Source organism: Lactobacillus paragasseri, from assembly GCF_003584685.1.
In the GTDB taxonomy this organism is placed as follows: domain Bacteria; phylum Bacillota; class Bacilli; order Lactobacillales; family Lactobacillaceae; genus Lactobacillus; species Lactobacillus paragasseri.
Window position 1 is genome coordinate 936,125 of sequence record NZ_AP018549.1, and the last position, 22,146, is coordinate 958,270.

General features: G+C 33.7%; 14 protein-coding genes. 9 read left to right on the forward strand and 5 right to left on the reverse strand.

From position 1 onward, the window contains the following. Positions 1–7 precede the first annotated feature (7 nt). Positions 8–898, forward strand: a complete 891-nt coding sequence (gene rbsU / locus LpgJCM5343_RS04590) for a ribose/proton symporter RbsU (protein ID WP_101890695.1) — start codon at positions 8–10, stop codon at positions 896–898. Positions 899–954: 56 nt separating this feature from the next. On the opposite strand, the gene LpgJCM5343_RS04595 is transcribed toward rbsU, so the two are convergent. Then, a complete protein-coding gene (locus LpgJCM5343_RS04595) occupies positions 955–1,782 on the reverse strand; it encodes an AAC(3) family N-acetyltransferase (protein ID WP_077958963.1) in 828 nt (275 codons plus the stop codon). A gap of 489 nt (positions 1,783–2,271) precedes the next feature. Between LpgJCM5343_RS04595 and LpgJCM5343_RS04600 the strand changes: the two genes are divergently transcribed. After that, complete coding sequence (locus LpgJCM5343_RS04600) at positions 2,272–3,852, forward strand: ATP-binding cassette domain-containing protein (RefSeq protein WP_101890696.1); 1,581 nt, start codon at positions 2,272–2,274, stop codon at positions 3,850–3,852. Beyond that, a complete protein-coding gene (locus LpgJCM5343_RS04605; RefSeq protein ID WP_101890697.1) occupies positions 3,852–5,435 on the forward strand; it encodes an ATP-binding cassette domain-containing protein in 1,584 nt (527 codons plus the stop codon). Before LpgJCM5343_RS04600 ends, LpgJCM5343_RS04605 begins: the two co-directional genes overlap by 1 nt. Positions 5,436–5,521: 86 nt before the next feature. On the opposite strand, the gene fni is transcribed toward LpgJCM5343_RS04605, so the two are convergent. From fni to mvk, 4 genes are read right to left on the reverse strand one after another with little or no spacing between them, the layout of a single operon-like run. Beyond that, positions 5,522–6,547, reverse strand: coding sequence for a type 2 isopentenyl-diphosphate Delta-isomerase (fni, locus tag LpgJCM5343_RS04610; protein WP_101890698.1), 1,026 nt, complete (start codon positions 6,545–6,547; stop codon positions 5,522–5,524). A gap of 24 nt (positions 6,548–6,571) precedes the next feature. Next, positions 6,572–7,645, reverse strand: a complete 1,074-nt coding sequence (locus tag LpgJCM5343_RS04615; RefSeq protein WP_020807382.1) for a phosphomevalonate kinase — start codon at positions 7,643–7,645, stop codon at positions 6,572–6,574. A 34-nt stretch (positions 7,646–7,679) separates the two neighbouring features. Then, positions 7,680–8,645 carry a diphosphomevalonate decarboxylase gene (gene mvaD / locus LpgJCM5343_RS04620; RefSeq protein WP_101890699.1) on the reverse strand — a complete coding sequence of 322 codons (966 nt, stop codon included), beginning with the start codon at positions 8,643–8,645 and terminating at the stop codon, positions 7,680–7,682. Next, positions 8,645–9,562, reverse strand: coding sequence for a mevalonate kinase (gene mvk / locus LpgJCM5343_RS04625; protein WP_101890700.1), 918 nt, complete (start codon positions 9,560–9,562; stop codon positions 8,645–8,647). Before mvk ends, mvaD begins: the two co-directional genes overlap by 1 nt. A gap of 86 nt (positions 9,563–9,648) precedes the next feature. On the opposite strand from mvk, the gene LpgJCM5343_RS04630 reads away from it, so the two are divergent. From LpgJCM5343_RS04630 to LpgJCM5343_RS04655, 6 genes are all read left to right on the forward strand, one after another. Continuing rightward, positions 9,649–13,125 (forward strand): PD-(D/E)XK nuclease family protein, encoded by a 3,477-nt coding sequence (locus LpgJCM5343_RS04630; protein ID WP_113532385.1) that lies wholly within the window; start codon positions 9,649–9,651, stop codon positions 13,123–13,125. Beyond that, on the forward strand, positions 13,126–16,740 hold the full coding sequence (gene addA, locus LpgJCM5343_RS04635) for a helicase-exonuclease AddAB subunit AddA (RefSeq protein ID WP_101890702.1): 3,615 nt from the start codon (positions 13,126–13,128) through the stop codon (positions 16,738–16,740). A gap of 24 nt (positions 16,741–16,764) precedes the next feature. Continuing rightward, a complete protein-coding gene (locus tag LpgJCM5343_RS04640) occupies positions 16,765–19,578 on the forward strand; it encodes a helicase C-terminal domain-containing protein (RefSeq protein WP_101890703.1) in 2,814 nt (937 codons plus the stop codon). After that, positions 19,571–20,065 (forward strand): hypothetical protein, encoded by a 495-nt coding sequence (locus tag LpgJCM5343_RS04645; protein WP_101890704.1) that lies wholly within the window; start codon positions 19,571–19,573, stop codon positions 20,063–20,065. The genes LpgJCM5343_RS04640 and LpgJCM5343_RS04645 overlap by 8 nt, the downstream gene beginning before the upstream one ends. Positions 20,066–20,133: 68 nt before the next feature. Continuing rightward, positions 20,134–21,432 carry an asparagine--tRNA ligase gene (gene asnS, locus LpgJCM5343_RS04650; RefSeq protein WP_113576159.1) on the forward strand — a complete coding sequence of 433 codons (1,299 nt, stop codon included), beginning with the start codon at positions 20,134–20,136 and terminating at the stop codon, positions 21,430–21,432. 67 nt (positions 21,433–21,499) lie between these two features. Then, entirely contained in the window at positions 21,500–22,144 is a 645-nt protein-coding gene (locus LpgJCM5343_RS04655; protein WP_048686980.1) for a DnaD domain protein, read from the forward strand. Positions 22,145–22,146 lie beyond the last annotated feature (2 nt).

Here is a 22,146-nt window from a genome sequence, read left to right on the forward strand (position 1 = left end):
TTAGTCTATGCAAGGAATTGCACTTTTAGTTGGATTAGGACCATTGATAGGATGGGGCTTATTTCCAACAATAGCTTCAAAGATTGGTGGTAAACCGGTAAATCAAATTATTGGAGCAACTTTTGGAACTTTTATTTTTGCAGTAATTTATAATTTGATGCAAGGAATTGCACTCCCTACAGGTTCAGCCTTGATTTGGTCAATTATTTCAGGAATTGGTTGGGCTAGTGCGCAAATACTTACTTTCCATTCCTTTACTTTAATTGGTTCATCAGGTACGATGCCGATCACGACGGCTTTTCAGTTGCTAGGAACTTCTTTATGGGGTGTGTTTGCACTAGGAGATTGGCCAAATACAAGTGATAAGTTAGTTGGTTTCCTTGCCTTAGCCTTAATTGTTTTGGGAGCTTGGATGACAACTTGGACTGAAAAGAAGACTGATGAAAACAGTGCCAAGCTGAGAAAAGCAGTCATCGTTTTATTAATTGGTGAAATTGGTTACTGGGCTTATTCAGCTGCCCCACAAGCTGCAAAAATTGACGGCTCAAAGGCATTCTTACCACAAGCTATTGGAATGTGCTTAGTGGCAATTTTCTATGCAATTTATCTAAAGGTTAAGGATCCAAAGCAAACGATTGCATTAGCTCAGGGAATTTCTTATAAGCAAATTATTTCTGGTTTCTTCTTTGCTTTTGCTGCTTTGACATACTTGATTTCAGCACAACCAGATATGAACGGCTTGGCAACAGGATTTATTTTGTCGCAAACTTCAGTAGTTTTGGCAACATTAACTGGTATTTGGTTCTTACATGAAAGTAAGACAAAGAAAGAAATGATAGTTACTCTAGTTGGATTAGCTATTATTATTGGCGCTGCAACAATGACAGTGATTGTTTAATTTAATATGAAAAAACTACAGCTCTTTATATGATGAGCTGTAGTTTTTTTGTGGAGTTAAAGTTCTAGTGATTGCAAATTATTTTTATCTTTTTTCTTAAACCACACTCTAGCAAAATTGATTAGTGGTTTTACTTTAATAACCTTAATAAAGCTATTGTTTAATTTAACTTGATTAAATTCATTAGGAAAGTTTCTTTCAAAGGCCAGTCCTAGATCATTAAAATCATCATAAGAATCCATATCTATATTTTGGTAATCAGTCCAGATGGTCTTCCCATTTTTATCTATTCCAGTTGCTGCTGAACAGGTTTCTGTTTTTCTACCAATTGTTGATTCAGCGTAATGTAGCATTGTGCAAGTTTCATAATCGGTTCCTAAAAAAATGATTTTACCATCGTTTTGATATAAATAATCTAAAGGACTATTCAAGCCATATGGCATATCAAGTGGCTGCTTGTTAGCAATTTGAACTTTATCTTTGCCCCAAATAGCAATGGGTAGATAGGGATGACAACTACGTACTACATCAGGTAAAGTTCTGAAGTATTCAGGCGTAATGCCTAAACCTTCGCTTGGAGAAGTATCAGGATTATATGGAGGCATATTGTCACGAACTAATTGAATCAAATCTTGTTTAACAGGAGGATACTCCCAATCCGCTGGGTCACAATTAGTAGTGACTTCCGATGGCATCATGATCGTGCCTTGATTTATTGTTTCTTCTAAAGCTTGAACTAAACTTTCCGGTCCACCAGGCACATAATAAAACTTGCTTAAAGCAGTATGAACCATTACCTTGTCAGTAGTTTTTAGCTGAGCACTAATGAAGGTGTTTTTAAAATCATCTTTTGTGGTGATCGTAGTAATTATGTCTTGAGTCATAAATTTCTCTTTTCTTGAATCTTAATAATTATTGACTGGGGCGATAGAATACTACTCTTGTTTTGATTTCTGTATTGTTGATTTTGTTTTTCTTGTTACTCATTTATAACTCCTTGTTTTTTTAGTGCTTAGCTTTCATAAAGATAATTAAGCTCATTAATACGTATTTTTTACGGTATTTTGAAAGTTCAGGGAAAAGTTATCTATATTTAGTTAACAAACCCCAAACTTTCATCAAATTTGGGGACATTTATTAAATATAGCTTAATAACTGAAAGAAAATAATTCAGTTTTAAGCTTAATCCTAAGTTATTTAGAATAAACACCTAGTTTTCACCTCGTTCTAACAAGATAAAAATAGTATAGCATAGCAGAAAGTATTGAATAAATACCGCTTAGTTGAAAAATATTACCACTTAAAAAAATATGATTGAAAATTAAAAAAGTATTAGTAAAATTAATAATAACTAAAGCGGAGGAGGGAAAATAATGACATTTAAAGAATTAATAAAAAGTAATATTCCACGTTCAATCTTAATCATGGCTTTGTACATTCTTTATGCCATTACAGGTGCATTAGGAGAATATCTATTTAAAAATTCATTGAATAATATACTTAAGGGAAATTTGAATGGGTATATTTATTGGACTTTTATTCAAGCAGCGATGGAAATAGGAGCAGCAATTTTATTACCAATTGCAACAATTGCTTTTACTAAACAAACACAGAGCTATTTACATCATATTAGAGAAGATATTATGCAGCATTACTATAATTCCGGTAATGATGAAAAGGTTTCTGAAATGCAAAATCAGTTAACAGGAAACTTAAAAATGTTAACAACTGATTTTGCTACTCCTTGGGTGTCTATTTTAAGTGGAGTTCTTGAAATGTTTATTTCCATAGGAATTTTACTTAAAATGAATTGGAGTTTGGTGTTAGTTAGTGCAATATTGTTAGGGATTAATTTTTTAATTCCTAAGATTATGGAAAAGAAAACTGCACAGGCTGCTAAGCAAGTTAACGTTAAAAATGAGAAATTACTCAATGCGATTGAGCATTGGCTTGGCGGTTTGCAAGAATTAAGACGCTTTAGTGCTTATGGTCGATTAAGAAAACAACTTCATCAAGCAAGTGATGATTATACGAAGGCAAGTAAGGAAAGCTGTAAGTATAATACGATTTCGTATCTTTTGAATGGCTGGGCAAATGCCCTAGCACAAGTAGGTTTGGCTTTCTTTGCTGGAATTTTGTTTATAAATCGCTCAATTTCTTTTGGTGAATTTGCAGTTGCTGGCTCATTTGGATTTGCAGTTTTCTCAGCTATTTGGGAAATTACTAGTGCAATTACACAAATCAAGTCAACAAAAGAATTACGTCAAGAAATTTCTGGACTACGTCGCAATGAAAAACGGACGGTTAAAGCAAACGCATATGGTGTTTCAGTAAACGATCTGAAAATTTCATATGATCAAGGTGAAACTATTTCTTATCCTGATTTTACAATTAAAGCTGGAGAAAAAGTGTTACTGACTGGTGATTCGGGAACAGGTAAATCTACATTATTTGCAGTTTTACTTGGAAAGTTGAAGGCGCAAAGTGGAACTGTTACTTACTTAGATAAAAATAATCAACCACTTGAAAATGCTACAGTAGGTTATTTGCCTCAAGATCCTGTAGTTTTTCCAGTTTCAATTAAAGAAAATATTACGATGTTTACTAAAAAGCTTGAACAACAAGTACTTAATGTAGTTAACAAAGTTCAGCTAAGCACTGATTTAGCTAAAATGCCTGCTGGTATCAATACAGTTGTTGATTTAAAAAATGAAAACTTATCAGGTGGGCAAAGACAAAAAGTGGTTTTGGCAAGGAGTGAAATTCATCATCAGCCATTTGTTTTGATGGATGAAGTAACTAGTGCGATTGATCAAAAAGCCACTGAAAAAATTATTGATGAATTGCTAAAGACAGATCAAACTGTTTTAATGATTGCTCATAACTTTACATCAGAATTGGAGGCCAAGTTTGATCATGAAATAAAGTTAGAAAAGAAGGGAGGACACGAGTAATGAATTTTAGGGAATTAATAAAAATTAATCCAGTTAGATTTTGTCTATTTGTTATAATTACTGTTTTAACACCAATCACATTAATTGGTAATACAGCACTAGTTCAACTAGAAACGACAATTGTTCTGTCACGGAATTTACGTAATTTTATAATTATTTCAGCAATAAGTTTAGTGGTTGCTGCTCTAGGCTATGTATTTATATATATCAGTCAATATTTGATTACATATCAAGCACAAGACTTAAATAATTCAGTTAGAGATAAGATTGTTAAACATTACTTTTATGATGGCAAAAAACATCAAGTTTCTGAGATGCAGAATAGACTGACTAATGATTTACAAATGGTTAATGAAAATTACGTTGGTGCTATTTTTAATTTGCTATATGGTAGTGTCATGATTGTTTCAATTATCATATATTTAATTATGTTAAATTGGATCTTGTTACTAACAATTTGCTTAATTGTAGCAATTACTTTAGTCCTTCCGAAACTAATTGAGAAACCATTACAAAAAGCAAATCAACTTATTTCTGATAGCAATCAGGTTTATTTAGATACTCTGAATGATTGGCTTGCAGGTTTAGAGCAATTAAGACAATTTGCCGCTGGGGCAAAGCTGTTTTCAGTTTCTAAATTAGCAAGTAAGAAGCTTGAAGATGCAAACGTTAAGCAAACTACTTATACCAAATTGCTTAATGCTATTACTGGTATTGCCTCTGCAATTTTTGGTTTGATTATCTTTTTATTGTCAGGTTTTTTAGTTAAGAATGGTTTATTAGAGATTAGTGCACTTCTAATTGTAGGTAATTTTAGATTTTATTTAAATCAAGCTATTAATCAAATTTCAAATGCCCGTGGTCAGATGAAAGGTATTAAAAAACTAGTTACGGAAATAGATAAGTCTGCAGAACCTGTCTGTCCTTCAAGTAAAAACAGTTCTATTGCTCCTGCGATAATCAAGACAAAATCACTAGGTTTAAAGTTTTCAAATGGAGAAAGTTTAACTTATCCTGATCTTCAAATTAAAGAGGGCGAAAAGATCTTATTAACAGGCGATTCAGGTGCTGGAAAGTCAACTTTATTTAAATTAATTCTTGGAGAATTAAAGCCAAGTTCAGGAAAAATAATATTTGAAGACAAAAATGGCAATCAGATCGTGCCAGACTTACGTAAAATTGGATATCTTCCACAAGACCCAGTAGTTTTTCCCGCTTCGATTTTAGATAATATTACGATGTTTAATGACAAATTAGATAATAAAGTAGCTGAGGCAGTGAAAGAAGTAAATCTTTCTGCAGATCTAAAGAAGTTTGATGAAGGAATAGATAAGAAACTTAACTTGGATAAATTGAATATCTCAGGGGGACAAAGACAGAAGATTGTTTTAGCTCGTGCAAAGGTTCATGATAGTGATATTATTTTGATCGATGAAGGAACAAGTGCAATTGATCAAAAAGCGACAATGGATATTTTGAATAATCTATTAAAAAGTAAGGCAACTATCGTTTTTATTGCTCATAATTTTAATAAAAAAATGCATGATCTATTTGATCGAGAGATTCACTTAGTAAAAGACTAGAAGAAAAAGGCTTTTGTAAAAAATGCAAAAGCCTTTTTCGATGCCTTCAAAAAATGGCTGCAAAATGCAGTCATTAAAGAAAGTAACTAGTTATAAATTTGTCTAGTAAAATTATATAAATCGGTATCAAGATAATATTTAACTTCATCTGCTTCAGCAATATTCTTTAATCCAAATAGGGCAGTTAGAAGACGTAACTCATATTTTAGATTTTGAATTGCGACAATCAAAGATTCGGTATCTTGATTAGCAAACTGTAAGAAATAATTTGCAATACCAACATATTGTGCCCCTAAAACTAAGGACTTGAAAATATCTAAAGCATTGGTAATCCCACCGGCTGCGATAATCGTTTTATTAACCGGAATAGTTCGTGCAGCAAGCAAAGTTTTAACTGTTGAAAGACCAATGTCTTCTAAAAACATTAATTTTTGATTTTTTCGTCTTTCATTTTCAATCTGAGCAAAATTTGTTCCGCCACTTCCACCTAAATCAATAATTGAAAAGTCATTGATCAAGAGGGTTCGTAAAGATTCGGGGTCAATTCCCATTCCCACTTCCTTGATAATGATTGGAACATCGACTGCTTGACGAATTGCTTTTAGATTATCAAGCCAATGAAAATCCCGATCTCCTTCAGGCATCACAGCTTCTTGAACACTATTAAGGTGAATTTGAAGGGCGTTAGCATTTAATACCTGCACAATCTTTTGGGCCACTTTAGGTTTAGTAGTTGGATTAACGTTAGCGAAAAGTAGGCCATCAGGATTTTCTTGTCGCGCAATTTCGAAACTTTTGATTTGATCAATTTCTTTTTCAAGAATGCTAGCAGAACCTAACGCCATCGGAATATTTTCTTTAGCAGCTGCTTGAGCTAAGCGTCGATTAATAGTATATGAAGCAACTGATCCACCTGTCATTGCATTGATAAAAAATGGGGCACTAATTTTTTGACCAAACATTTCTGTTGCAATACTTTCTTTGCTAACAGCACTTTCAGGAAGAGCGGGGCGAATTAGATGTATATGCTTGAAATCATTATTTTTATTACTATTAAAAAACATCTTAGCCAATGCTAGATGTTCTTCTTTTCTTTGGGATCTTTGTGACATAATCGTTTCCTAGTATTAAATTAATTAAGCTATTGAATGAACTAAAAAGTTCAGTGGCATAATTCCATTTTCACGCCAAATATTTTTCATTTCTTCAATATCAGTTTGCTCATCAGCAATCACAATGCCGCAATCGCCGTTTCCTGCGCCAGAAGTCTTAGCAGCACCATTAAATTGTTCTGCGATATTAATTAATTTAGTCAGACGTGGAATTTCGATAGCAATATGATTAAGTGCAGCAAAATCCTTTAGCAATTGACGATTTAGACGAATTTGCTTTTGAATTAAAGCAATATTCTTTTCATTAAAGCCCTTAATCATATCAAGAACGCATTGTCTAGATTGTTCTAAGAAAGTATCATATTGGGTCTTAATAAACTTCTTCTTAGCATTAGTCTTATCAACTAATTGTGAAGTTGAGGCAGGCTTTTGACTCCAACCAATTACTAAATTTAATCCTTCAGGGGGAGTTAATAATTGAATTTTTAGACCAGGCCAAGCTTCGTTTAAAACATCGCTAAGAGACTTGGTAGCTAATTCTTGCTTAAGCCATGCCTTGTCAAAAGTTTGATAAGCAAGCCATCCACCATAGACACTGGCGGCAATATCACCAGCTGATCCGTTTCCTTGAACACTATAGTGAGAGATAGCTGAAAGTTTAAAGATAAGATCTTTTGTACAATGTAAGCCATAAAAATTAAGAATTGCCTTTACAGTTGCAACTGTTACAGCTGCAGATGAACCAAGACCATACTTCTTACCATCAGCTGAATCAAGATCAGAATTAACATGTAAGTCATATAAAGACATTGGAACTTTTTGTTCTAAACAAAAACGTTCTGTAAATTTAATCGCAGATAAAATGTATTCAAACGGGTTATCACGATTATCGATTACCATTTGATTGCCTTTACGAATCCAGTGAATAGAATCTTGAGAATACTGCTTGGAGTGAATTAAACCACTAGTGCCAGTGCTCTTAGCAATAGATACACGTACAAATTCATTTACTGCAACTAAAATGGCAGGGCAGTTTTGCTCAAGAACTGCATACTCTCCCGCAATATACAATTTTCCTGGTGCTTGTTCTGTAATCAACGAATATTCCTCTAATCTTTTTATTTTCAAATTACTAAAGCAGAGTAACGCCTGGGCCGAAACTCGCAACGACTATTTTAACATTAGTCAATGATTTCTGAACAGCTGAAATAATTTCTTTTCTATTTCTTAAGGTACAGAGAATTTTTACATTTGGACCAGCATCGATTGTATAGTAACACTCAATGCCTTGCTGCCTTAAATTCTCTACTAATTTAATCGCTTTAATTGTCTCTGGTTCAAAGTATGTGAACGGCTCATTAGCTGTTAGGTTGCAAGCATGCATTTCATTAGCGCTTAATTCGCTGAGCTTGCCAATCTTAGTAAAATCTTTTTCCTTAATTGCTTGTTTTAATTCAGCAATTTCTTGTTTATTTCTAGCTAACCAAGGCTGATAGAAAGGAGATGTTTGAGCTAATTTCATCCCTTTTGTTGAAGAAATTTTCTTTTGTTTTGTATCAACTTCAAGTGCTAATAGGGACAGGTCAAGATCTGGATTTTCATCAATTGGAACAGCATAAGAACTTGCATCATCAATTCCTTTTTGCCATTCGACAAAACCGCCATAAATCGATCTTGTTGCTGATCCTGATCCAAGACGTGCCAATTTCGAAAGTTCTCTTCTTGAAAGATCTAAGCCATAACTTGCAGCAAAGCTGGTTGCTAAAGCCGCAAAGGCAGATGCTGACGAAGCAAGACCAGCCGAAGTGGGAACGTGGTTAGTAGACTTGATTGTAAAATGATCATTAAAGCCAAATTTTTCTTGTAATAGGTGAATATAATTAAAAACTCGTTTACTTTCTTCAGGTGTTTGCTTTTGACCATTTAAAATAAATGTATCTTCAGTTAGTGAAGAATCATGTTCAAAAGTAGTATCGGTATAAAAAGCATCTAAGGTCATTGATAGACTAGACATGAGCGGGGTCTTCAAAGCTTGATTAGCTTTTCCCCAATATTTGATTAGCGCAATGTTAGTATGCGCACGAGCAGTTTTTTTCATTAGATTTCCTCAATCCAGTAATTATCAAAATTTGCTTGAGCCTTTTTGGCAATTTTTTGTGCCGTTTCTTGATCAGGACATAGCGCAATCACGATTCCGCCAAGGCCACCGCCAGATAACTTAGTACCTAAGGCACCATTTTCGTTAGCAATTTTACAAATATTATCAATTTTTTTAGTTGAAAGGTTGAATGAGGCTAAAATGCTTTGAGCTTCGTTAAAGATCTTACCAATTTCTTTAGCATTTTGTTTTAGCCAATTCTCTTGAGTGGCAGTAGCAAGCTCCCCAAGACGGGCAATTTGTTTCTTTTTGAGATCACTTTCGTCCATTTGCTTTTTAACTGCTTGCACCGCCACTTTGGTATTTCCAAGTTCGCCAGTATCCATAATCAAGAGGGTAGCACCTAATTTTTGAGAAAGTTGCTGCGGACCATCCTGTTTATTAAAGAAGACTAGATAGTCTGAGCTAACAGTAGCGGCATCAAGTCCAGAAGCTTTACCGTGGTTGATCATTTCCGCATGGTTGGTAATTTCCATGATTTCATCGTGATCTAAATTCAAATTTAAGAATTGTGATAAAGCCTTAGTTGTCCCAAGAGCTACTACTGCACTTGAACCTAAGCCGCGTTCAATTGGAATTTCACCACTATAAGTAATTTTAACGTTAGGTGCATCTGCAACTTTAGCTAACATAGTTTTAACAATATATTTAATACCGTCATATTCATCTGGTGCATCAAAAAAAGCACCGTGGTAGTGATTTGTGTCCATCCAAGTAGGACCAGCAGTTTCTTCAACAGTTGTGCTGATATTTAGGGCTTGAATTGGTAAAGCAAGTGCATTATATCCATACACAACAGAATGTTCACCAATTAGAATCACTTTTCCATGTGCTTTAATTTCAACTTTTTTATTCACGATTATCGTTCCTATATTATAAATTTCATTAAGTCTATTTCGTTTGTTCCATATGCTAAAATATTTGCTAAGGAGACTTGAGACTTATGATTAATGTAATTACTGGTAGACAAGTAGACAACTTGCAAAATGATATTATTGATCAAGCTGTTAAGTCATATTACCAAGATAAAACGCACGATGTTTTTATTATCGTGCCAAACCATATTAAGTTTACCACAGAAGTACGCGCACTTAGCAAGCTCTCTGTTTTAACGAATAAAAAACAAGTAGCGGTTAATAAACTGCACATTTTATCATTTTCACGACTAGCCTGGTATTTTTTGAAGGATGAAGCAATCAAGTTGCCCCAGATTTTAGATGATGCTGCTAGTGTGATGTTACTTGAGCAAATTGTTAAGGATCATCAGAACGAACTAAAACTATTTCAAAATAAGAATCAGATTACGTCTGGTGCCTTAAAGCAAATGTATGAAGCAATTTTATCCGTTCGGGCTGGAAATATTGAACTAGAAAATATTGATAATGAAAAATTAAATGAAGAAACCAGCTATAAAGTCCATGATTTGCGAATTATCTATGATGATTTTATCGAACGGCTATCTGAAAAATTTGCAACAAAAGATGAAATGCAGCTCCTGCTTAATGAGTTTCTAGCTAAAAGCAACAATTTGAGCAGCATGGAATTTTATTTTTCTGATTTTTCGCATTTTTCCTTGCAGGAATTAACTTCAGTGCGTTTAATTTCAAAAAAAGCTAAAAATACAACTTTAGCGTTTAAGACAAAAGTCGGCAAGATAGACAGTAAAGCGGAACCTGGAGACTATGATTATGTAGTTCAAAGAACAATTGGACAACTAGAGCATTTTTGGCAAAATCAGCAATTAAATTATCAAACTACTGAATTTCCACTCAGTCAGACTAATCCTAGCTCCCTGTTAAATGGTGTTTGGACTAAGACTAGCAGTTTTGATGAAAGTTTGAGTAAATTTTTGCAACCAGTTAAAGCAGATTCTAGATATGCTGAAGCATACTTTGTCGCACGGACAATCTACCAACAAGTTGCTTTAAACCACTATCGCTATCAAGACTTTTTAGTTTTAGCGCCAAATTTAAGTGAATATGAAACTTACTTAACGCCAATTTTGCGTCAAAATAATATTCCTTTCTTCAATGACTTGCAAAAGGAGATGAAATATCATCCCTTGGTTGTTGCAGTAGAAAATCTCCAGCAAATTTTTAAGCGTGGTTTTCAAACAGATAATGTAATTGCGCTAATGAAAACGCAGCTGTTTATTCCCGAGTGGTATAAGAGTGTAGCACGTTATCAAAACGATGTGGATTTACTTGAAAACTTTGTGTTGGCACATGGTATTAAGGGAAGTCTTTGGAACAAACCTTTAAAAAAATTTGTGGATGCGGAAGTAATTGCACTTGATAAGTCAGAGCAAGAGGTGGAAGAACTTGAGCGATTACGTCAATACTTTATCAGTATTCTAAGTAAATTTTTTGAAGAAATAGAAGCAGAGAAAGATCCGCAAGCTGGAGTGACAATTTTTTGGAACTTCTTAATTAAAAATCGAGTTTCAAAAAGACTAGAGGCTTGGCGAAAAGAAGCAAATGATGCTGGAGACTTACAGTTAGCGCAGCAGCCTGAACAAGTTTGGTCAACCCTAAACGATTTGCTAAAGGATTACTTATTGGTAGCCAAGGAATTTTCATTAGAACAATTTTTTGATCTTTTAATTAGTGGATTTAGTGAGGCTAATTTCTCACAAATTCCATCTACTCTTGATGCAGTTAACATCTCTGAAATGGGAATGGTTCAAGGACAAGGTTATAAGCAAGTATTTATTATTGGGGCAACAAGTAGTAATTTACCGCAGATTGAGAAAATTCCAGGTTTCTTTAGTTCAGAGAACTTGGAACAGCTAAATGATGGGAATAATACTAGTGGCTATTTAGAGGATCAACAAAAAATTAATAATCTAGATCAGAATTATCAGTTTGGTAATGCATTAAGTTTAGCCAGTGATAAGATTTATATTTCCTATCCTGTAATTAATACGGCAAATGAACGATTAGAACCATCTATCTTTTATAAACAACTTCTTAGATTAACCCAGGCAGAAGAGTTTTCACAGCATGATTTACCTAATTCTCCTGGTGATCTTTTAACCTTTATGACTAATCCGGAAGCTAGTTTGGGCTATTTAACTTACTTAAAGAGCAAGCGAGCCGTTAAGGTAGATTCTATCTTAGAGATGACTGAGCAGAAAATAGGCGAAGTAGCTCAAAATGTCCTTGAAGGAAGCAACTTTAAGAATATTCCCGAAAATCTCTCACCAGAATTGGCACAGGAACTTTACGGAGATCGGATAGAGACTTCAGTTTCACAACTTGAAACTTATTATCAGAATTCTTTTGAATATTTCTTAAATTACGGCCTACATTTAAAGAAGCGATTTGAAAATGAACTTGATGTAATTCAGGCAGGTAATTATTATCATGAAACTTTTGACTATTTAGTTAAAAAGATTAAAGAGAAAAACTTAAATTTTGCTGATTTAACTGATAGTAAGTTAACAGAATTACTAATTGAAGTACGAGAGGAATTAAAAGAAAAAGGCAGATATCGTCAACTTTTAAATGATCCATTCAATAAATATTTGTTCCATAAGCTAGACCAAACCACATCTAATGTTGCTCATTATTGGCATAGCAATGTAAATAAAACAACTTTTAGACCACAATATTCAGAATTAAGTTTCGGTAAAAATCAAAAAGTAACAGGTCTATCCTATAGTTGGAAAGATGAAAATAATAAAAAGAAGATTGTTGATCTACGAGGAAAAATGGACCGAGTTGATCTGGCTAAGGTAAATGATCGAGTTTTAGGAGAGGTAATTGACTATAAGTCTTCTGCTAAAAAGTTTGATTTAGGTCTCTTTGCTAATGGAATTTCGATGCAAATGATTTCGTATTTGGAAGTCTTAAAAAAGAATAATAAGTTTTTTGCTCAAGGTAAAAACTTAGATGTTTTAGGAGCTTTTTATCAAAATATTACTAGCAGCTTAGAACGCTTAAGTAGTGATAAGATGATTCTGAGCAACTATCAAATTAAGGATCTTCTCAAAGAAAGTACTAAGAAACTAATGTATAACGGAATTTTAATTGCTGATGAAGAGATTCTGGACTTGATTGAACCAGGAATGGAGAAAGATCGAGCTAATTCAGAAATATATAGCAGCGTTAAAAGAAAGGTAAATGGCGACATAAGTTGGCCACGAAATCAGAGTTTTACTCCTGATCAATTAGAATTGCTATTGGCATATAATTCCTACTTAATCAAGAATGCTGGTAGTGAGATTTTATCAGGTAAGATTAAACTTGATCCATATACTTACGGACAACAGAGTTCCTTAACTTATTCTGACTTTAAAGATATTTTCTTCTTTGATGCTATGTTAAAAGAAAATAATTACCATAAAATTAAAGCAATTGATAAAAAGACGCTTTTGAACTTAATTAAAGAAAAACTGGATTTGGATGGTGATGAATAGGTGACAAAGTTTACTAAAGAACAAGATCAGGCAATTAATGATTCTGGAAAAGACATTTTGGTTTCCGCATCTGCTGGTTCAGGTAAGACTACAGTTTTAGTTGAGCGAGTTTTAAAAAAAATTCTATCTGGCACACCGGTTTCTTCTTTACTGATTATTACTTTCACTAAAGCTGCAGCACGTGAAATGAAAGAACGAATCAAACAAAAAATAAGTGATCAACTTGAAGTTGAACCGGATAACCAATTTTTACGTAACCAACTATTAGATATTGATACAGCCAATATTTCTACGATTGATTCTTTTTGTTTAGATGTGATTAGGCGTTTTTACTATGTAATTGACCTTGATCCGCAATTTAGTGTTTTAACTGATGAGACTCAAGGAGAGCTTTTGAAAGAACGCGCTTTGCGAGAGATAGAGGCGGATTATCTTGAAGAAGATAATCAAGACTTTCAGGATTTTTATGATAATTTTTCAGGAGAACGTGATGCAGAAGGAGCCCGCAACTTGCTATTGCAGCTGTATAATACAGTAACGACTCAACCGAATTATGAAAATTTTCTCGATGAGCTGCCAACTTGCTATGAAGTAGGCGACAATTTAATTCAATCTAATTTGTGGCAACAGCAAATAAAGCCGCTTTTACTTAAAGAAGTATCTGATTTAAAAGCAGAAGTAGAAGCTCTACTTGCTGAACCAGAAATAAATGGCTCTGATTTAGCTAAAGTTAAAGAAAATTATGACATTTTTTCTAACCGCCTAGATAGCTTTCTTGAATCTTTAAATAAGGACCAGCCTTATAATGAAATTCGTGCTAGTTTAATGAATTGTAAATTTGAAAAAGCAGTACGAAAATCTAAAAAATGGTCGGATGAAAGCATTGAAGTCTATCAAGAAAGTCAGGACTTAAAATCAGATTTAAATGATCAACTTAAGAAAATTTTTGCTAGCTTTTTTGTAGTTGAAGAAAAAGAGCAAGTAGCAGTCCTTCAAAAATCAGAAAAAATAGTTAAAACAATTGTTGCTGCTGAGAAAAAACTAATTCAAAAATTTGGTCAGTTAAAACGTGAGCAAAATTTAATTGACTATAGCGATATGGAGCAATTTGCCTTTAGTATTTTGACAACAGATACTTCAAACGCACATATTGCACAAGAATATTATCAAGAAAAATTTAACGAGATTTTGATTGATGAATATCAAGATGTGAACGCGCTGCAAGAAAATATCATTAAAGCCATTAAAAAGAAGGGGCAGAACACGCTTTTTATGGTTGGGGATGTCAAGCAGTCAATTTATGGCTTTAGGCAAGCACGACCAGACCTCTTTTTGAGTAAGTATCATACTTATGGCAAAGATAATGATAGTGAAAAAATCATCTTGGCTGATAACTTTAGATCAACAAAAAGGGTTACTAAAACAGTTAATGAACTATTTAATCCAGTTTTAACAACTAATTTTGGTGGCATTGACTATAAGAAAGAAGGTCAATTACAGTTTGGAGCTAGCTATTATCCAGCGGATTTACCGACAGCAAGCGAATACATTTTTACCGATAAAAAGCAAACACAGTCAGCTTATGAGGACCAATATGGCGATGAAATGGATTTTAGCGAAGTTCAGATGGTAATTGCGAGAATTAAGCAATTAAAAGCAGAAAATTTTCAAGTTTGGGATCGAAGAACGCAGCTTAAAAGACCACTTGAGTATTCAGATATTGCAATTATTACACGAACTAGAAGCGATAATTTACAGGTAATGCAGGAATTTGCAAAAGCCGATTTACCTTTATTTGTTACTGATGCGCAAAATTATTTTCAAACTTTTGAGTTGATTATGATTATGAATTACTTGAGGTTGATTGATAACCCTCAGCAAGATATTCCTCTAGTAGCTGTAATGAGATCGCCACTATTTAACTTCAAAGAACCAGAACTTGCACAACTTCGCGTTAAAACTCCAGCGGGCAATTTTTATACTGCACTTACTAACTTTGCTTCAGTTAACTCGGCTCTAGGGAAGAAATGCAGAGAATTTTTAAAGCAACTTGAAACACTCCGTTCATTTGCTGCTACGCACAGAATTTCTGAGTTAATCTGGAGCATTTACGAAAAAACACATCTTTTAGAAATTGTTACTGGTCTGCCAAACGGGCAACAACGTAGGGTTAATCTTGAATCTTTGTATGAGCGGGCAACTTCGTATGAAAGTGCTGGTTTTAAAGGTTTGTATCAATTCATTAGTTTTATTGAACGAATGAGAAAAAATCAAAAAGATTTAGCTCAACCTCTTTTAAGCGATAAAGCAGATAATGCAGTGAAATTGATGACCATTCATGCTTCTAAGGGACTAGAATTTCCCGTTGTATTTGTAATGGGATTAGGGCATCAGTATCAAACTAGAGACTTAAGCGGGAACTTTACAATTAGTCAAAAAGAACTAGGTTTAACAATAAAAGAAAAGAATTATCGTATTGATTCTCTGGTTAAATCCTTAGCTGATGTTCAAAAAAGACAGCAAATGCTTGAAGAAGAAGCGAGAATTTTATATGTTGGCTTAACTAGAGCACAGCAAAAATTGATCTTAGTGGCAAGCGTAAATGAAATTGAAAATAAACAAAAGAAATGGCTAAGCGAGCTTGATCAAAAGAAAGACACAATTCCATTAGTTAAAAAGATTAATGCTCAATCACCGCTTGATTTTTTAGGACCAAAATTAGAACAAAAACATGAATTTGACCAAACTATTCGAGATATGACATCTGCCTTAGAAGAACAAGATAAGCTCTATTATTTAAAATTCAATCTTGACTTAGAGCCTAAGAAAGTTAAAAGTCAAAATGAGAACAGTCAAGAAGTAAATTCCAAAGTAAATAAGGTAGTCCAAGAATTGTACGACTTTAAGTATCCGTTTGAAGATGCTACTAAGACTACAGCTTATCAATCTGTATCTGAAATTAAAAAGGCTTTTAATGATCCAATCGATAAAGAACTTGAAAACTCTCGTCTTATTTCTTCAAGTAATCGTTATTTGCAACCAATTGATGAAACACCAACATTTTTAGAAGAACAAAAATTTACTGGGGCTGAAATAGGAACGGCAATGCACTTAGTTTTGCAATATTATAATTATGAAGGTAATAAAGACCTAGAAAATTTAGACCAAGAAATCGATCAGCTTGTTGAATTAGGGAAGCTGAATTCTTTAATGGTTCCATATTTGTCTAAAGAAGCTTTAAATTGGTTTGTAATGAGTGATTTTGCTAAAGAATTTTGGAAGCAATCTGATAAATTGCACAGAGAAAGCCAATTTTCAAGTCTCGTTAATGCTAGTGAATTATTTAGTGACTTTTCTGATCCATCCGCGAAGATTTTAGTTCACGGAACGGTGGATGGATATTTTGAAGCAAAAGATGGCCTAGTTTTATTTGATTACAAAACTGACTTTGTTGATAAAACAAATGAAGAGCAAGCAATTGAAAAAATTAAACAAAAATATACTGGACAATTGCGACTATACGAACAAGCCTTAAATGAAATGAATAATGATAAAAAGGTTATTGGAAAATATTTGATTTTGCTTGACGCAAGGAAAGTGGTCCCAGTAGACTAGAAACAGAATAGAAGGGAGATTATTATGAAAAAAGCCTTTACAGATGATGTTTTTGCGGTCGTCGATCTTGAAACTACAGGCACGCAGCGTAATCAAGGCGATCATATTATTCAATTTGGTTGTGCAATCATCAAAAAGCGTAAGGTAGTAAAAACGTATTCATTCTTAATCAATCCTCATCGTGAAATCCCTCAAGCTGTTGAAAATTTAACTCATATTAGTAATAGAGATGTTGCTCAAGCACGCGATTTTAAGTACTATGCTCCCAAAATTCGAAAAATTTTAGAGAATACAATTTTTGTTGCGCATAATGTTAATTTTGATCTCCCTTTTTTGAACTATGAGTTAGTAAATGCTGGCTTAGAGCCATTAACAGGAAAGGCAATTGACACAGTTGAATTAGCTCAAATTGCTTTTCCAACTTTTCCATCCTATAAATTACGCGACTTAACTGCTCGTTTAAAAATTAAGCATTTAAATCCCCACCGAGCTGATTCAGATGCTTTAGTAACAGCTAAGTTATTGCTAAAGGTTATTAAAAAACTTGAAAATCTTCCTCAGGCAACGTTAAATACTTTAACTTCTTTATCTAAAGGCTTATTACGAGATACTGATTATATTTTTTATGAAATAGGTCAAGTTGCTCGTCAAACAAAGAGACCACTAGATAAAGATTTGATTCAAGTAAAGCATTTAATTCTTAAGAAACAAATTGCATCTACGCGGCAAATTGGAACTGCAAGTAAAGGCGAGTTCCCTCAAAGTGATGATGAGAAGAAGAAGTTATTTAAGAAAAATTTGCGATTTAGACGTGGTCAAGTAAGTTTAATTAATCGACTGCATGAATTTGTCTATAGTGATACAGATAACTCGTTAGTGGTTGAGGCACCAAATGGAAGTGGAAAAACTTTTAGCTATTTAATGGCGTATGCATATGAACTTTATTCAGGGAGAAAATTAGTTGTAGCAACGCCTACGAAGGTCTTGCAAGAACAGATACTAAAACAAGAGATACCGCAACTTTTAAGGGTAACTCACTTAGATTTAGACGCTCAAATTGTTAAATCAAGCAGTCACTATTTAGATTTAGACGGTTTCTATAATTCACTATATCAAACTGATAATCCAATTCAGCAAACTCTAATTTTACAAATGGGAATTTTGATTTGGCTTACTGAAACTGAAACTGGTGATTTAGATGAACTACAGTTAACTAATTATCAAGCACCATTATTCGCTGCAATTGAACATCCCGGGGATGCAAGAATTGGAACTGCATTTGCAGAATATGATTTTTGGAATCTGGCTCGGAGCAGACAAGAGCAAGCTGATATTTTAATTACGAATCATGCCTATTTGGCAAACCATTATATGGATTCAATTTGGGGACAAAACCCATTTTTAGTTGTAGATGAGGCTCATCGTTTTGTTGAAAATGTTGCAAGTTCAAGAAATGATTCGCTCCAGTTTGAAAGCTTTTGGGGCATGTGCAGCCATTTGCGCAACTTGCTTTTTTATGCAGAAGATAGTGCAAAAGTTAGATTTGGCAATAATATCGAGTTTAAGATAATTTTGGATAAACTTGAAAAAAATACCAACGATTTAATCCACTCGATAAACAAAGTTCAGCAAGCACTTTATGATAATCGAAATTTTGCTACCAGTCGGGAAGACAGAATACAAAATGCGGTTAGTTTAGGCTTTCAAGGACAGGATTTATTTAGAAGTGTTCCTCAGTTTAAACGTTTGCTAAGTCAAATGCAGGATAATATTGAAATTGTTCGTCAAGAAACAAATCAATTATTATTTTTGCTATATCATCAGCAAAAGAATCTTTTGACAAGTGATGATGTTTTAATAAGAGACTTACAAGAAGAGATAGACCATCTTGACTATTATTCAGAACAGAATTATCTTTTATTAGATCAGCTAAGCGAACCACAAAAATTAGATCATGAAGGATTTGTTTTGGAAATTAGTAACGAGGAGGATCCCTTATCAACCAATTTGACTTGGTTAATGCTTGATCCTGAAGAAGAAGTGCAACAATTATATCAATATTTTGACAAAAAGTTGTTTATTTCAGCTACTTTAGCGCAACAAGATGATTTTTCATATACAATTAAGAACCTATATTTAGATCCTGAAAAAACACTAACTTATCGTGCCAAGCCATCTTTTAAGGTTGAAAAACATTTAAAAATCTATGCACTCTCTGATAATGATGCGCCAGAAGATCCAAATAATCCTGAATATGAAGAGTTTATCAGTAATTTGCTTACGCAAATTAAAAATTACAATCATATTTTGGTTTTGTTTACAAATTTAGATGTTATTCGTGATGTCTTTAGTAAGTTAAGTGAAAATAATAATTTAAAAGATTATGAAATTTTAGCTCAGGGATTAACTGGTTCAAATGAAAAGATTGCTAAGCGTTTTGGAATTGCTGAAAAAGCTGTTTTACTTGGAGCAAATAGTTTCTGGGAAGGAATTGACTTCAAGCATAATGGGGTAGACTTGGCAATTGTTACGCGCTTACCATTTGAATCGCCTGATCAGCCAGAAGTAAAACTGCGAACAGAATGTTTAAAAAAGCAGGTTGGTGCTAACAAAATTTTTGAAGTTGACACTTTGCCAAGGGCTATTTTGCGGTTTAGACAGGGATGTGGTCGCTTGATTAGGAATGAGCGTGATCATGGCATCTTTGTAATTTTAGACCAACGTGTTTGGAATAAATCTTATGGTGAGCAATTTTTAGCTGGCCTTCCTGTAAGTGCCAAAAAAGTCAGCAAACAACAACTACTAAATGTTTTAAGGAATAGTAAGCAGAATGAATAAATATGTAAAAAAAGGGCTTGAAATTACTGGAATTGTGGTCGGAGTTATTGCAGTAATATATTTATGTTTATGTTTTGTGTTTTACTTTGCAACTAAACGGGCAAGTGATCAAGTTAAACAAACTAATGAAATTGCACTTGAAAAAACACCAATTACTACGATCACCAAAAATTATCATCTGAGCCGAAGTGTAGAAAGTAATAGTTTAGCTGGGACTAGTAAGAAGGGAAAGAAGTATTACTTCATCTATTTGCCAAAAAGCAAAAAAGCTTATCTTTATCAAGCAAATAAAGGAAAAAGCGAAGAGCAAATATTAAAGATTTTTAATGAGGCTCATCCTGGACATGATAATCTTAAATGCCAATTAGGTTGGTACAAAGGAATGCCAGTCTGGGAAGTGACTTATAACAAGAAAAACGGTAATTATGGCTATGTTCTTTACACCTTTAAAAACGGAAAAGAATTAGCCTATGCGGACAATTTGTAAATTTGTTAAACTAACGAGCAATTTTTTAGTATAATAAAATTAAATTTAATTAAAAAGGTTGGTAAGTAATGACAGAATTAATCTCAATTAAAGATTCTTCTAAACATGTAGACCAAGAAGTTAAGATGCATGTTTGGTTAACTGATAAACGATCAAGTGGTAAGATTATCTTCTTGCAATTACGTGACGGAACTGCATTTTTCCAAGGCGTTGTTCGTAAGAACGATGTTTCTGAAGAAGTTTTTGAAGCAGCTAAGTCTTTACGTCAAGAAGCTAGTTTTTATATTACTGGTACTGTTCATGAGGATAAGCGTTCTCACTTCGGTTATGAAATTCAAATTTCAGATTTAAAAATTGTTTCTAATAATGAAGGCTACCCAATCGGTAACAAGGAACATGGTGTTGACTTCTTACTTGATAATCGTCACTTATGGCTAAGATCAAAGCGTCCATTTGCTATTATGCAAATTAGAAATACTATGTTTAAAGCAACTGTTGACTTCTTTGAAAAAGAAGGATTTATTAAATTTGATGCACCTATTTTGATGCATTCTGCTCCAGAAGGTACTACGCAATTATTCCACGTAGAATACTTCAACAATGATGCTTACTTATCACAGTCTGGTCAATTGTATGGTGAAGCTGGTGCCATGGCTTACGGTAAAATCTTTACTTTTGGTCCAACATTTAGAGCGGAAGAATCTAAAGGCCGTCGTCACATGACAGAATTCTGGATGATGGAACCAGAAATGGCTTGGATGCACCAAGATGAATCCTTAGATATTCAAGAAAGATATTTAGCATACATGGTTAAGCAAGTTCTTGAAAATAATGAATACGAATTAAGAATCTTGGGTAGAGATCCTGAAAAATTGCGTCCAACTACTGAAGGTAACTTTACTCGTCTTCCTTACGATGACGCTATTAAAATGCTTCAAGAAGCTGGTCGTGATATTAAATGGGGTGACGACTTTGGTGCCCCAGATGAAGGATATATTTCAGAACAATTTGATCGTCCAGTCTTCATCGTTAACTACCCAACCACAATTAAGCCTTTCTACATGAAGAAGAATCCTGATAATCCTAAAGAATACTTATGTGCTGATGTAATTGCACCAGAAGGATACGGTGAAATTTTTGGTGGTTCTGAACGTGAAGGAAACTACGAAATTTTGAAAAAGCAAATTGAAGAAGCAGGGCTAAACTTAGAAGACTACCAATGGTACCTTGACTTGCGTAAATTTGGTGGTGTTCCTCACTCTGGCTTTGGTATGGGATTTGAGCGTACGATTGCTTGGATTTGTAAGTTAGATCATATTCGTGAAGCTATTCTATTCCCAAGATTGATTAACAGAATGCAACCATAATCAATAATTTAATATAATATAAAAAGTTGAACTATTTTAGTTCAGCTTTTTTTGAAAGGAAAAATGTATGGCGTCTTTTGCGGCTATCCAAAATGAAGGATTTACAGTCATTTCTAATAGTCTATTACGTTACTATCCCTCTTTAAAAATATCTGAAATTGAAGCAATGCTTTTATTGCAATTAGAATCATTCAAACAAATGAATAATTTCTTTCCAAGCAATAATGATTTATCAGAAAGAATGAATTTATCGCCAGTCGAAGTGTCGCAGCTAATTCAGGATTTAATTGATAAGGAATTACTTGAATTAGGGCAAAAGAGAGATAGCGAAGGTAGAATTACAAATTTTTATGATCTCAAGCCTTTATATCAAAAATTAGATACAATTATTGATGAGAGAGAGACGAATGCTAACGATCAAGTTCGTGCAGGAGAACTAACAGAAGAAAGACAATCAGTAAATCCATTGCAAGAGTTAGTGAGACAATTTGAAATTGAGTTTGGACGTCTTTTAAGTCCAATTGAAAAGCAAGAAATTGCTGCTTGGCTTAATATTGACCATTACAATCCAGAGATAGTTAAATTAGCTTTGCGTGAAGCAATTTTAGCGCAGGTATATAATTTTAAGTATGTTGATCGAATTTTATTGAATTGGCAACGACATGGCCTGACAACTACAGATCAAATTAAAAATTTCCTGCAACGAAACTAGGT